This is a genomic window from Ruegeria sp. ABV4_181 (assembly GCF_056158465.1).
Window position 1 is genome coordinate 1,372,471 of the sequence record NZ_JBSWTI010000002.1, and the last position, 13,803, is coordinate 1,386,273.

Annotated in this window: 14 protein-coding genes; all 14 read left to right on the plus strand. The window is 61.5% G+C overall.

Features of this window, described 5'->3' with window-relative positions:
* Nucleotides 1-109 precede the first annotated feature (109 nt).
* The 14 genes from ACXAC3_RS06855 (at nucleotide 110) to pcaF (ending at nucleotide 13,791) form a co-directional block, all read left to right on the plus strand.
* Nucleotides 110-2,404: a bifunctional salicylyl-CoA 5-hydroxylase/oxidoreductase gene (locus tag ACXAC3_RS06855; RefSeq protein WP_475158083.1), complete on the plus strand. Its 2,295-nt coding sequence runs from the start codon at nucleotides 110-112 to the stop codon at nucleotides 2,402-2,404.
* Nucleotides 2,401-3,132, plus strand: coding sequence for an SDR family NAD(P)-dependent oxidoreductase (locus ACXAC3_RS06860; RefSeq protein WP_475158084.1), 732 nt, complete (start codon nucleotides 2,401-2,403; stop codon nucleotides 3,130-3,132). The genes ACXAC3_RS06855 and ACXAC3_RS06860 overlap by 4 nt, the downstream gene beginning before the upstream one ends.
* Nucleotides 3,129-3,596, plus strand: a complete 468-nt coding sequence (locus ACXAC3_RS06865; RefSeq protein WP_475158085.1) for a MarR family winged helix-turn-helix transcriptional regulator — start codon at nucleotides 3,129-3,131, stop codon at nucleotides 3,594-3,596. The genes ACXAC3_RS06860 and ACXAC3_RS06865 overlap by 4 nt, the downstream gene beginning before the upstream one ends.
* Nucleotides 3,586-4,386, plus strand: a complete 801-nt coding sequence (locus ACXAC3_RS06870) for an enoyl-CoA hydratase family protein (protein WP_475158086.1) — start codon at nucleotides 3,586-3,588, stop codon at nucleotides 4,384-4,386. The genes ACXAC3_RS06865 and ACXAC3_RS06870 overlap by 11 nt, the downstream gene beginning before the upstream one ends.
* Entirely contained in the window at nucleotides 4,386-5,537 is a 1,152-nt protein-coding gene (locus ACXAC3_RS06875) for an acyl-CoA dehydrogenase family protein (RefSeq protein ID WP_475158087.1), read from the plus strand. Before ACXAC3_RS06870 ends, ACXAC3_RS06875 begins: the two co-directional genes overlap by 1 nt.
* Nucleotides 5,537-7,168 (plus strand): AMP-binding protein, encoded by a 1,632-nt coding sequence (locus ACXAC3_RS06880; protein ID WP_475158088.1) that lies wholly within the window; start codon nucleotides 5,537-5,539, stop codon nucleotides 7,166-7,168. Before ACXAC3_RS06875 ends, ACXAC3_RS06880 begins: the two co-directional genes overlap by 1 nt.
* 108 nt (nucleotides 7,169-7,276) lie before the next feature.
* Entirely contained in the window at nucleotides 7,277-8,407 is a 1,131-nt protein-coding gene (locus tag ACXAC3_RS06885; RefSeq protein WP_475158089.1) for an ABC transporter substrate-binding protein, read from the plus strand.
* Between the two features lie 51 nt (nucleotides 8,408-8,458).
* Nucleotides 8,459-9,379 (plus strand): branched-chain amino acid ABC transporter permease, encoded by a 921-nt coding sequence (locus tag ACXAC3_RS06890; protein WP_475158090.1) that lies wholly within the window; start codon nucleotides 8,459-8,461, stop codon nucleotides 9,377-9,379.
* The gene (locus ACXAC3_RS06895) at nucleotides 9,376-10,362 is read left to right on the plus strand and encodes a branched-chain amino acid ABC transporter permease (protein WP_475158091.1); all 987 of its coding nucleotides are present in this window, start codon (nucleotides 9,376-9,378) and stop codon (nucleotides 10,360-10,362) included. Before ACXAC3_RS06890 ends, ACXAC3_RS06895 begins: the two co-directional genes overlap by 4 nt.
* Complete coding sequence (locus ACXAC3_RS06900; protein WP_475158092.1) at nucleotides 10,355-11,104, plus strand: ABC transporter ATP-binding protein; 750 nt, start codon at nucleotides 10,355-10,357, stop codon at nucleotides 11,102-11,104. Before ACXAC3_RS06895 ends, ACXAC3_RS06900 begins: the two co-directional genes overlap by 8 nt.
* The gene (locus ACXAC3_RS06905) at nucleotides 11,101-11,787 is read left to right on the plus strand and encodes an ABC transporter ATP-binding protein (protein WP_475158093.1); all 687 of its coding nucleotides are present in this window, start codon (nucleotides 11,101-11,103) and stop codon (nucleotides 11,785-11,787) included. The genes ACXAC3_RS06900 and ACXAC3_RS06905 overlap by 4 nt, the downstream gene beginning before the upstream one ends.
* Nucleotides 11,787-12,194, plus strand: coding sequence for an acyl-CoA thioesterase (locus tag ACXAC3_RS06910; protein WP_475158094.1), 408 nt, complete (start codon nucleotides 11,787-11,789; stop codon nucleotides 12,192-12,194). The genes ACXAC3_RS06905 and ACXAC3_RS06910 overlap by 1 nt, the downstream gene beginning before the upstream one ends.
* A complete protein-coding gene (locus tag ACXAC3_RS06915; RefSeq protein ID WP_475158095.1) occupies nucleotides 12,191-12,586 on the plus strand; it encodes a RidA family protein in 396 nt (131 codons plus the stop codon). Before ACXAC3_RS06910 ends, ACXAC3_RS06915 begins: the two co-directional genes overlap by 4 nt.
* Complete coding sequence (pcaF, locus tag ACXAC3_RS06920; protein ID WP_475158096.1) at nucleotides 12,583-13,791, plus strand: 3-oxoadipyl-CoA thiolase; 1,209 nt, start codon at nucleotides 12,583-12,585, stop codon at nucleotides 13,789-13,791. Before ACXAC3_RS06915 ends, pcaF begins: the two co-directional genes overlap by 4 nt.
* Nucleotides 13,792-13,803: the final 12 nt, after the last annotated feature.

A 13,803-nucleotide genomic window follows, 5' to 3' on the forward strand; every position in this document is an offset into this window, starting at 1 on the left:
AGCCTAGCCGCATCAGATAAAACTTCAAGCATAAAATATTTGAACTTGAAGGGATGGCCGACTCGGTCTAGCGTTTCAGGTACGGCAACTGATGAGGGGAAGGGTAACGATGCGCGTTGCATGCCTCGGCGGGGGACCTGCTGGTCTTTATCTCGGGATTTCGATGAAGCTTCGCGATCCGGATGCCGAAGTGATTGTGATCGAGCGCAACCGCCCTGACGACACCTTTGGGTGGGGGGTGGTCCTTTCCGATGAAACGCTGGATAACCTGGCGGCCAATGACGCGGTGAGCGCGGCAAGAATCCGTGACCACTTTGCCTATTGGGACGATGTCGCGCTGGTGCACAAAGGTCAGCGCACCCTGTCCAGCGGGCACGGGTTTTGCGGCATCGGGCGCAAGCAGCTGTTGCTGATCCTGCAGGCGCGCGCCCGCGAGCTTGGCGTTGAGATGCGGTTTGAAACCGAAGTCGCCTCAGCGTCCGAATATATGGAGGCTTACGACGTCGTTATCGCCTCGGACGGATTGAATTCGAAAACCCGTTCCGAGTTTTCGGATGTGTTCAGGCCGGACATCGACCAGAGGCTGTGCCAGTTTGTCTGGCTGGGAACGCATCAGAAATTCGATGATGCCTTTACCTTTATCTTCGAAAAGACGGACAAGGGATGGGTCTGGGCGCATGCCTATCAGTTCGACCCTGACACAGCGACCTTCATCGTCGAATGCACACAAGAGACGTTTGACGCCTACGGGTTCGATAACATGACCCAGCAGCAGTCGATTGCCGTCTGCGAAGAGATATTCAAGGATCATCTGGGCGGCCATCCCTTGATGACCAACGCCGGGCATATCCGGGGCTCGGCCTGGCTGCGGTTTCCGCGGGTTCTGTGTGAAAAGTGGAGCCACCGGAATGTCGTGCTGTTGGGGGACGCAGCGGCAACCGCGCATTTCTCAATCGGGTCAGGCACCAAGCTGGCGCTGGAAAGCGCGATTGCGCTGGCAGAGTTCATCACCACGGAAGCAACGCTTGAGGCCGCGTTTGCCCGCTATGAGGATGAGCGCCGGCTGGAGGTTCTGCGCCTGCAATCGGCGGCGCGAAACTCGGTCGAATGGTTCGAGGACGTGGAGCGGTACCTTGATCTGGATTCCGTGCAGTTGAACTACTCAATGTTGACCCGGTCGCAGCGGATCAGCCACGAGAATCTTCGCGAACGGGATGCGGGCTGGCTGGGCCGGGCCGAGGCCTGGTTCATGCAGCAGGCCGGAGCGGAAACCAACGCCCCCGCCCGTGCGCCCATGTTCGCGCCCTTTCGCCTGCGCGACATGGTGCTGAAGAACCGGATCGTGGTTTCGCCCATGGCGCAATACAAGGCCGTCGATGGCTGTCCGACGGACTGGCATCTGATTCACTATGGCGAGCGTGCCAAAGGCGGGGCGGGGCTGGTCTATACCGAAATGACCTGCGTCAGCGCGGAGGGGCGGATCACGCCGGGCTGTCCGGGGCTTTATGCAGAGGAACACGAAGCCGCCTGGCGTCGCCTGACGGATTTTGTCCATGCCGAGACCGAAGCCAAGATTTGTTGCCAGATCGGTCATTCGGGCCGCAAAGGATCTACACGGATCGGATGGGAGGGCATGGATCAGCCGCTGGAGAAAGGGAACTGGCCGTTGATTTCCGCCTCGGCCCTTGCGTGGTCGGATGAAAACGCGGTGCCAAAAAAGATGGACCGCGCGGATATGGACAAGGTTACCGACGAATTTGTTGCGGCAGCCCAGATGGCGGATCGCGCCGGGTTCGACATGATCGAACTGCATGCCGCACATGGCTACCTGATCTCGTCCTTCATATCGCCATTGTCGAATACCCGCGACGATGACTATGGCGGCAGTCTGGAAAATCGCATGCGCTATCCGCTGGAGGTCTTTTCAGCCATGCGCGCGGTCTGGCCGGATACAAAGCCGATGGCCGTCCGCATCTCAGCCAGCGACTGGGCGGGCGATGACGGCGTCACGCCGGAAGAAGCTGTTGAGATCGCGGCCATGTTCGACGCCGCCGGCGCCGACATCGTGGATGTTTCCGCAGGCCAGACCTCGATCAAGGCCAAGCCGGTTTACGGCCGGATGTTCCAGACCCCGTTTTCGGATCGCATCCGCAATGAGCGCGGCATCAGCACCATGGCGGTGGGGAATATCTACGAGGCCGATCACGTCAATTCGATCCTGATGGCCGGGCGCGCCGATCTGGTCTGTCTGGCCCGCCCGCATCTGAGCGACCCGTATTGGACCCTGCACGCGGCCACTGAACTGGGAGACCGTTTGGAAACCTGGCCCAAGCCGTACGAGGCAGGTCGGGATCAGGCCTGGCGGCTGGCCGACCGTGAGGCGGAAATGGCGGGCAAAGTATGAGCCATGTGATCATATCCGGCGGTGGAACAGGGGTTGGTGCGGCCATCGCCCACGCATTCGCGCAAAGCGGGGCAGCCGTAACGCTGCTGGGCCGGACCGAGACCAGTTTGCAGCAACAGGGGCTGCCATATGAGGTCTGCGACGTGACCGATGCCGCGCAGGTCGAAGCGGCCTTTACCGCCGCGCGTGCTGCGCGCGGCGCGGTTACGGTGGTTATAGCGAACGCTGGCGCCGCGCAGTCCGTTCCGTTTCGCAAGATGACGGCGGAGGACCTGCGCGCGATGACCGAGGTGAATCTGGTCGGCGTGTTCAATCTGTGGAAAGCCGGTTTGCCGGACATGCAGTCAGCGGGCATCGGTCGCCTGATTGCCATTGCCTCGACCGCCGGGCTGAAAGGGTTTGCGTATGTCTCGGGCTATTGCGCGGCAAAACACGGTGTAGTGGGCCTGACGCGCGCGCTGGCGGTCGAGCTGGCGCAGACCGGGATCACGGTGAACGCGGTTTGCCCGGGTTTTGTGGACACCCCCATGCTGGAGCGGTCGATTGCAAATATCGTCGAAAAAACGGGGATGAGCGCAGAGGATGCCGCGGCGTCTTTGCACAGTGGCAATCCGCAGCGCCGTTTTATCCAGCCCGATGAGGTCGCGGATGCGGTGATGTGGCTGTGTTCGGATGCGGCCAGATCCGTGAACGGCCATACGCTGTCACTATCCGGGGGTGAAGTATGACGCCAACCCTCGCCCAGACGCCGCTGGAAGGGGCCTCGAAGGAAAGGCTGCGCCTCTGGCTGCGACTGCTCAAGACCACGCGCAGCATCGAAGGCAAGTTGCGGGAAAATTTTCGCTCGGAATTCGATACGACGCTTCCCCGGTTCGACGTGATGGCCGCCCTGTCGCGGTTCGAGGGTGGCCTGAAGATGAGCGAAATTTCCGGCGTTCTGCGCGTGTCCAACGGCAACGTCACGGGCATCGTGGACCGGTTGGCCGAAGACGGGCTGCTGGTGCGCGTTCCGGTACCGGGGGATCGCCGCGCGCACCGCGTGCGGATGACACAGAAAGGGCGTGAGGAGTTTGCCCGTCAGGCGGCCGCGCATGAAGCCTGGATCGCGGACATGCTGGGCCAGTTCACAGCCGAAGAGGCACGGACACTCACCACAGAATTCAGCTTGCCGGAGGACCCCAATGACCCGTGACGCCACGCATTTCCGGTGCGAAATCAGAGACCGCATCGCCACGGTTGCGCTGGACCGGCCTGACCGTAAGAACCCTTTGACCTTCGACAGCTACGCCGAACTGCGCGACTGGTTTCGGGATCTGGTCTATTCCGACGACGTCGATGCGGTTGTCTTTGCATCGAATGGCGGCAATTTCAGTTCCGGCGGCGACGTGCATGACATCATCGGACCACTGACCCGGATGAATATGAAAGAGCTTTTGACCTTTACCCGGATGACCGGCGATCTGGTCAAGGCGATCGTGAATTGCGGCAAGCCGGTGATCGCAGCGGTGGATGGTGTGTGCGTGGGCGCGGGGGCCATAATCGCAATGGCCTCGGATCTGCGGATCGCCACGCCGCAAGCGAAATGCGCCTTTCTGTTCACACGGGTCGGGCTTGCCGGGTGCGATATGGGGGCCTGTGCAATTCTGCCCCGGATCATCGGTCAGGGGCGGGCGGCAGAGCTGCTATATACCGGCCGGTCGATGAGCGCCGAGGAAGGTCAAGCCTGGGGGTTCTACAACAGCGTCGTCGACGCCACCCAGCTTGACACAGCCGCACAGGACATGGCCCGGCGCATCGCCGCAGGGCCGAATTTCGCCCATATGATGACCAAGACGATGCTGGCACAGGAATGGTCCATGTCGATCGAACAGGCGATCGAGGCCGAGGCGCAGGCGCAGGCCATCTGTATGCAGACCGGCGATTTCGAACGCGCCTATAACGCCTTTGTCGCAAAAGAAAAACCGGTGTTCGAGGGGGATTGATGGCGGATCAGAGCTTCCTTTCATGGCCGTTTTTCGAACAGCGACACCGGGACTGGGCTGCGCGCATGGAAGAAGTCGCGCGGGGGCTTGAGATCGACCATCGCGATACGGATGCCGCGTGTCGCACTCTTGTTCGAACGCTGGGCGAAGCCGGGGTGCTGAACCCGACGGCCGATGACGGCGGACAGATTGACGTCAGAACCCTGTGCCTGGCCCGCGAAACGCTGGCGCGGCATGACGGTCTGGCGGATTTCGCCTTTGCGATGCAGGGCCTTGGGACCGGAGCGATATCCCTGTTCGGGTCACCGGAACAAAAAGCGACCTGGTTGCCGAAAACGCGCAATGGGCAGGCGATATCCGCCTTTGCACTGACGGAACCGCAGTCCGGGTCGGACGTGGCGAGCTCCACCATGTCCGCCACGCGTGACGGCGACCATTACGTGCTGAACGGGGAAAAAACCTGGATATCGAACGGCGGCATTGCCGACGTGTACACCCTGTTCGCCCGCACCGGAGAAGCGCCCGGTGCCAGGGGATTGTCGGCATTTGTCGTCACTCCCGATCTGCCCGGGTTTGAGATCGCCGCGCGGCTCGACACCATCGCCCCGCATCCGCTGGCCACGCTGCGGTTTGACGATGTGCGGGTGCCGGTGCAGGCAATGATCGGGTCGCCCGGCGCGGGGTTTCGCATTGCCATGTCCGTGCTGGACGTATTCCGCCCGACCGTTGCTGCGGCGGCCCTGGGTTTTGCCCGGCGGGCACTGGACGAAGCTCTGGCACGGGTTTCGTCCCGTCAAATTCAGGGTGCGCCCCTGTTCGATCTGCAGATGGTGCAGGGCCACATTGCGGATATGGCGCTGGATGTCGATGCGGCGGCGCTGTTGGTCTATCGCGCTGCCTGGGCCAAGGACAGCGGCGCGGACCGCATCACGCGTGAGGCGGCGATGGCCAAGTTGTTCGCCACCGACCACGCGCAACTGGTCATCGACAAGGCGGTGCAGCTTTTCGGAGGAGACGGCGTGAGGTCCGGCATGCCCGTTGAATCGCTGTATCGCGAAATCCGGGCTTTGCGGATCTACGAAGGCGCTTCGGATGTTCAGAAAGTCGTCATCGCGCGTCAGACGATGGCGGCCCATATGGAGGGGAAGTGATGCTGGGACCGTCCGCGCATACCGACACGTTCAGTCGCGACAGCCTGCCGCCGCAAGACCAGTGGCCGGAGTTCCTGTTGGACGGGTTCGACTATCCTGAATTTCTGAACGCCGGGTATGAACTGACGGATGCGATGGTCGCCAAAGGTTTTGGCGACAATATCGCGCTGATCGGAAACGGGCGGCAGCGGACGTATAAGGAGCTCAGCGACTGGACCAACCGGCTGGCGCATGTGCTGGTCGAAAACCTAGGAGTGGCGCCGGGCAACCGGGTTCTGATCCGGTCGGCCAACAATCCGGCAATGGTGGCCTGTTGGCTCGCGGCGACCAAGGCCGGGGCCGTCGTGGTCAACACGATGCCGATGCTGCGCGCCGGTGAACTGGCCAAACAGGTCGACAAGGCAGAGATTCAATTCGCGCTCTGCGACACCCGACTGATGGACGAGATGCGGGCCTGCGCCAGTGACAGCCGGTTCCTGAAGCGGGTCGTTGGATTTGACGGCACGTCGAACCACGATGCCGAACTGGACAGGCTGGCGCTGGAAAAACCGGTTCAGTTTGACTGTGTGCAAACCGGGCGGGATGATGTGGCCTTGCTGGGGTTTACCTCCGGCTCGACCGGTGAGCCCAAGGCGACGATGCATTTCCACCGCGATCTGATGATCATCGCCGACGGTTATGCCCGCGAAGTTCTGGATGTGCAGCCCGAAGATGTCTTTGTCGGCTCGCCCCCTCTGGCCTTCACCTTCGGGCTGGGCGGGCTGGCAGTCTTTCCTTTGCGGTTTGGCGCGACGGCCACGTTGCTGGAACAAGCCTCGCCACCCGGCATGATCGAGATTATCGAGAAGTATAAGGCAACCGTGTGCTTTACCGCCCCCACCGCCTATCGCGTCATGCTGCAGGCGATGGAGGATGGTGCCGACCTGTCCAGCCTGCGCGCTGCGGTCTCGGCAGGTGAAACGCTGCCCAAACCTGTCTATGACGATTGGATGGCCAGGACAGGCAAGCCGATGCTGGACGGTATCGGGGCCACCGAATTGCTGCATATCTTCATCTCGAACCGGTTTGACGATCATCGCCCCGCCTGCACCGGCAGACCGGTGGCCGGATATGAGGCGCGGGTTCTGAAAAACGATGGCACCGAAGCTGACACGGACGACGTTGGCCGGCTGGCCATTCGCGGCCCCACCGGCTGCCGATACCTGAACGATGACCGTCAGAGGGGCTACGTCTCGGACGGATGGAACATCACAGGCGACAGTTTCTATAAAGACGCCGATGGCTATTTCCATTTTGCTGCCCGCAATGACGATATGATCGTGTCGGCGGGCTATAATATTGCCGGACCCGAGGTCGAGGCCGCGTTGCTGGCCCATGAGGCCGTGTCGGAATGCGCGGTGATCGGCGCGCCGGATTCCGAACGCGGGCATATCGTCGAGGCGCATGTTGTTCTGGTCGAAGGGGCGACGGCGGATGACGCTATGCGTGAAGACCTTCAGGCCCATACCAAATCCGTCATTGCGCCCTACAAATACCCGCGCTCCATCCGGTTCTGCCAAGACCTGCCCAAAACCGCGACGGGGAAAATTCAGCGGTTCAGACTGAAATCGCCGGCAGCACAGAAAGAGTGATCGGAGATTGACGAGGCAACAAAAAAGATCGTCCTGTCAGGGGCATAGACCGAACGCAGGGAATAATGACATAAGTTGCGTTCAGAAGACCAACGAAGGGAGATGAAGATGAAAAAGTTTCTAGCGGCAGCGGCGGTATCTGCGCTTTGCGCGACGGGTGCGCTGGCCGAAGTCAAGGTTGGGATGATCACTACCCTTTCCGGTGGCGGTGCCGGGTTGGGCATCGACGTGCGCGACGGGTTCATGCTGGCGATTGCACAGTCGGGGCGCGACGATATCGAGGTGGTGATCGAGGACGATCAGCGCAAACCGGACATTGCCGTTCAACTTTCGGACAAGATGATTCAGTCGGAACGGGTCGACGTGATGACGGGTATCATCTGGTCCAACCTTGCCATGGCGGTTGTGCCTGCGGCGGTGAACCAGAACGTGTTCTATCTGTCTCCCAATGCCGGGCCATCGCCGCTGGCAGGGAAGGGCTGTCATCAGAATTATTTCAACGTCGCTTGGCAGAATGACAACCTGCACGAGGCCGCCGGGGCCTATGCCAACGGCGCGGGTTTCAAGAACAGCTTTATCATGGCGCCGAACTATCCCGCAGGCGTCGATGCGCTGACCGGCTATAAACGCTTTTTCGAAGGCGATCTGGCTGGCGAGATTTATACCGAACTTGGTCAGACCGACTATGCCGCCGAAATCGCGCAAATCCGCGCAAGTGACGCGGACAGCGTGTTCTTTTTCCTTCCGGGCGGTATGGGGATTTCCTTCCTCAAGCAATATGCCGACAGCGGCATCGACATTCCGGTTGTGGGTCCGGCCTTCAGCTTTGATCAGGGGATTCTGCAAGCGGTTGGCGACGCGGCCATGGGTGTGGTGAACACGTCGCAGTGGAACAAGGACATCGACAATCCCACCAACGCGGCCTTTGTCGAAAGCTTTCAGGCGGAATACGGGCGTCTGCCTTCGCTATATGCAAGCCAGGGGTTCGATGCGGCGAATCTGTTGCTGTCTGCTCTGGACAAGGCCGACCCGTCAGATGCAGATGCCTTCCGCGAGGCGCTGCGCGCGGCCGAGTTCAACAGCACCCGTGGCGATTTCAGCTTTGGGTCCAACCACCATCCGGTGCAGACGATCTATGCGCGCGAAGTGATCAAGGAAGGCGACGTCTTCACCAACAAGATCATCGGCGTGGCGCTGGAAAACCATTCGGACGCCTATGCGGCTGAGTGCAAGATGTAACGACCTGCTGCCTGCCCCTTTGCCGGGGGCGGGCAGATCACCGGAGTTTCCATGTCATCAATCCTGATTATTGAGCAGATCCTGAACGGGCTGCAGTTCGGCGTCATGCTGTTTTTGATGGCGGCTGGCCTGACGCTGATTTTCGGCGTGATGGGTCTGATCAATCTCGCCCACGGCTCGCTCTATATGGTCGGGGCTTTTGCCGCCGCTGCCGTTGCGGGGGCGACCGGTTCGTTCCTGCTGGCGCTGATCGCCGCCCTGGCCGCTGCGGCGCTGGCCGGGGCGATTGTGGAAATGGTGGTGATCCGGCGGTTGTATAACGCGCCGCATCTGGATCAGGTTCTGGCGACTTTCGCGCTGATCCTGATCTTTTCTGAAGGCACCCGTTGGGTGTTCGGATCGTTCCCCTTGTTTCTGGACATCCCCGACGCGCTGTCAGGCCCTGTGACGCTGCCGGGCGGGATTGAATACCCGCTTTACCGGCTGACCCTGATCGGAATTGGCTTGGCCGTGGCGGTTGGTCTTTGGGCGCTGATCGAGCGCACGCGTCTGGGCATCCAGATCAGGGCCGGTGAAAACGATCGCGAGATGATCGCGGCGCTGGGCGTCGATATCTCAAAGCTCTACACGCTGGTCTTTGCCCTCGGCGCAGCGCTGGCCGGATTGGCCGGTGCACTGGTGGGCGCGATCCAGTCGGTGCAGGTCGGGATGGGCGAGCCGGTTCTGATCCTTGCCTTTGTCGTCATCGTCATTGGCGGCATCGGGTCGGTGCGCGGCGCTTTCATCGGGGCGTTGCTGGTCGGGCTGACCGACACACTGGGCGGCGTGTTTCTGCCTGAGCTGTTCAAGCTGTTCATGGAGACTGGCGCGGCGCAGAAAAGCGGCTCGGCGCTGGCATCTATGGGGATTTACGTGCTGATGGGGCTGGTGCTGATCTGGCGACCCACTGGCCTGTTCGGAGTCCGCGCATGAGGTTGGATGAAAAATACCTCAACGGGCTGATGATCGCGGGCCTGCTGGCTCTGCCGCTCTGGGCGATGGTTGCGGATCAGCCGTTTACCATCACGCTGGTGACGCGGGCGGTGATCCTTGCGCTGGCGGCGGTTGGCCTGAACATCATCCTGGGGATCGGCGGCATGGTCAGTTTCGGACACGCCGCGTTCTTCGGGATCGGAGGTTACGCGATGGGCATTCTTGCCTATCACGCGCAAACCTACACCGCCCTTGATCTGGGCCTGTTCACGACGGATGGCACCAAGTCGATGCCTGTGATCTGGCTGGCCGCCATGATCACGTCCGGCATCGTGGCGTTCTTCATTGGGCTATTGTCGCTGCGCACCTCGGGCGTGTATTTTATCATGATCACGCTCGCCTTTGGTCAGATGTTCTTCTATTTCGCCATCTCCTGGGCGCAATATGGCGGTGAGGACGGGTTGTCGATCTATGTCCGAAACGACTTTCCCGGCCTGAACACCCTGTTGCCGATCCAATTCTACGCTGTCTGCTTCACGCTGCTGTGCACGGTGCTGTTTCTGTTCGCGCGCCTGCAGGCTTCGCCCTTCGGGCTAGCCTTGAATGCAGCGCGCCAGACGGCGACCCGGGTCGAAACGGTGGGGTTGAACCCCATGCGGCTCAAGCTGCTGGCCTTTGTAATATCAGGCGCGATCACCGGGTTGGCGGGGGCCTTGTTCGCCGACCTGAACCGTTTTGTCTCGCCCACGATGTTCAGCTGGCAATTGTCCGGTGAACTGATCGTGTTGATCATCATCGGCGGGGTCGGGCGTCTGATGGGTCCGGTGATTGGGGCTTGTGTCTTTGTGGCGCTGGAACATTTTCTGGGGGAGCTCACCGATTTCTGGCACGTCTATCTGGGGGCGATCCTGTTGTGTATCGTGCTGTTCGGTCGGGGCGGTCTGATCGGTCTGCTGACCGGGAAAGAGGGCGCGCATGTCTGATCCGGTTCTCGCCACGCGCAACCTGAACAAAAGCTTTGGTGCGCTGAAAGCCACGGACGATGTGTCCATTGACCTGAGATCGGGAGAAATTCACGCTATCATCGGCCCCAATGGCGCGGGCAAGTCCACTTTGATTCAACAGATTTGCGGCGGTCTGCAACCGGATTCCGGGCGGGTCATGCTGCGCGGTCAGGACGTCTCGCGTCTCAGCACGCAGGCGCGGGCGCAGGCTGGGCTGGGGCGCACCTTCCAGATTTCGCAGCTTTGCATGGAAGATACCGTTCTGGAGAACGCGGTTCTGGGCGCGATGGGCGCAGAGCGCCTGTCCTGGCGGTTCTGGCGACCGGCCCTGAAACGGTCCGAGCTGCGCGACATTGCCGAAGCTGCGCTGGAGCGTGTGGGCCTGAGCGATGAGCGCGACACGCGTTGCGCCAACCTCAGCCACGGGCAGCGCCGCCAGCTGGAGGTTTCGGTTGCGCTGACGCTGTCGCCGCGCGCTTTTGTGATGGATGAGCCGATGGCCGGGTTGGGGGCCGGAGGGTCAAAACGGCTGACCGGCTTCCTTGACGGGCTGCGCGAAGAAGCACCGATATTGCTGGTGGAACATGACATGGACGCGGTGTTTGCGCTGGCCGACCGGATCAGCGTGTTGGTTTACGGCAAGGTGATCGCCACCGGCACGGCGGATGACATTCGCACCAGCCCGGAAGTGCGCGATGCCTATCTGGGGGATGAGGCGTGACCCTGCTGCGAATCGAAAACCTCACCGCTACCTATGGCGTCAGCCAGGCCCTGTTCGGCGTTGATCTTGCGATGACGCAAGGCGAGGTCACCGCCCTGATGGGTCGCAACGGGATGGGTAAAACGACCACCGTGAAAGCCATTTGCCGGATGATCCAATCCGAAGGAACGCTGACGCTGGACGGCCAGAACCTGCACGTGCTGCCCAGTCACAAGGTCGCCCGCAGCGGCGTGGGTCTGGTGCCTGAAGGGCGGCGCTGCTTTGCCGATCTTACGGTACGCGAAAACCTGATTGCCGCCGCGCGCCCGGGGGACTGGACATTGCGCAGTGTCGCGGAGCTGTTCCCCCGGCTGGGAGAGCGCCAGGCACAGCGTGCCGCTTCGCTGTCCGGCGGCGAGCAGCAGATGCTGGCCATCGGTCGGGCCCTGATGACCAACCCGCGGTTGCTGATCCTGGATGAAGCGACCGAAGGTCTTGCCCCGATCGTCCGGCAGGAAATCTGGACCGCCCTGCATCGCCTGAAACAAGAAACGAGCGTGGCGATCCTGCTGATCGACAAATCGCTCAAGGAACTGGCGGCGGTGTCGGACAGGGCCGTGGTTTTGGAGCGTGGCAGAACCGTCTGGTCGGGCGCGATGGCTGATCTGACCCACGACATCACAGAAAAATACGTGGGGGTCTGATGCCGTTCGAGTTTCATCAAAAGGTCCTGTTCAAACATTGCGACCCGGCGGGGATCGTCTTCTTTCCACGCTATTTCGAGATGATCAACGATTGCGTCGAGGCGTTTTTTGATCAGGGCCTGAACGCGCCGTTCCACGATCTTCATCGCGTGGGGGCGGTTCCGACCGCGCAAATCGAAACCCGTTTCCCGGCCCCCAGCCGCCATGGTGACCAGTTGATTTTCCGACTTGGGATCGTGAAGATCGGGCGCAGCTCGGCCAAATACGCGATGACTGCGCGCTGCGGCGATGAGGTGCGGCTGACGACCTCTGCCACACTTGTTCACGTCGGCGCCAATGGCCGCCCCGTGGCATGGCCGGATACCATCCGCAGCAAGCTACAGACATTCAGGGATGACGCATCATGAGCCATAAGATCATTCAGCCAGAAAACTGGCTTCCGGCAAAAGGCTATGCCAACGGTGTGCTGACGAAAGACGGAACCTTGCATATCGGCGGCCAGATCGGCTGGGACGCAAACAAGAATTTTGTTGGCGGCGGCTTCATCGGCCAGATGAAACAGGCGCTGCGGAACATCGTTGAAATCGTCGAGGCTGGCGGCGGCCAGGTCACCGACGTCACGCGGCTCACCTGGTTTGTCACCGACAAACGCGAATACCTGGCGAAACAGGCCGAAGTTGGCGCTGCCTACCGCGAGGTGTTTGGCCGCCACTTTCCGGCCATGTCGATGATCATTGTCGCCGATCTGGTCGAAGATGAAGCCGTGGTTGAAATCGAAGCCACGGCGCATCTGTCATGACCGAGCGCGAGGTTTTTATCTGCGATTACGTCCGCACGCCCATCGGGCGCTATGGTGGCGCGCTGGCGCAGGTGCGCGCGGACGATCTTGCGGCGCTGCCGGTCAAGGCCCTGATGACGCGGTCCCCACGTGCCGACTGGGGTGCGGTGGACGAGGTGATACTGGGCGCGACAAATCAGGCAGGTGAGGACAATCGCAACCTTGCCCGTATGGTGGTGCTTTTGTCGGGCCTTCCCGAGACTGTGCCCGCGTTCACGATCAACCGCCTTTGCGCGTCGGGCATGGACGCCGTAATCGCCGGCGCGCGGGCCATTCGGACCGGCGACGCCGACCTGATCATTGCCGGGGGTGCCGAAAGCATGAGCCGCGCGCCACTGGTTATGCCCAAGCCGGACGCAGCGTTTTCGCGCCGGGCCGAAGTGTTTGACACAACGATTGGCTGGCGATTTGTCAATCCGGCGATCGAACGGGCCTGGGGTGTCGACAGCATGCCCGAGACCGCCGAAAATGTCGCCGCAGAGTGGAACATTTCGCGCGCCGATCAGGATGCCTTCGCGTTGCAAAGCCAGCAGCGCGCGCTGGCGGCTCAGCAAAACGGGCGGCTGGCGAGAGAGATCATTTCCGTAGAAATCGCGTCCCGGAAGGGCGACGCGACCAGTGTCGAAACGGATGAACATCCGCGCGCCACTACGCTGGACAGGCTTTCAGCCCTGAAGACGCCATTTCGCAACGATGGCTCGGTGACAGCCGGCAACGCGTCCGGCATCAACGACGGTGCGGCAGCGTTGGTTCTGGCCAGTGGCGAGGGCGCGCGCGCGCACGGGCTAATTCCGCTGGCACGGGTCGAAGGTGCCGCCAGCGCGGGTGTTCCACCAAGGGTCATGGGGATCGGCCCGGTGCCGGCCACGCAAAAACTCTGTGACCGACTAGGGCTATCACCCTCAGATTTCGACCTGATCGAGTTAAACGAGGCCTTTGCCTCTCAGGCGCTGGCTGTGGCACGAGGGCTGGGGCTGGACGCTATGGCGGATCACATCAACCCCAATGGCGGTGCCATCGCCCTTGGTCACCCGCTGGGTATGACTGGCGCGCGTCTTGTGGGTACGGCCGCGCTGGAGCTTTCGAGCCGTGGTTTGACGCGCGCGTTGTGCAGCATGTGCGTCGGCGTCGGGCAGGGGGTTTCACTGGCACTGCATGGCGTGTGATCCGATCCGGAC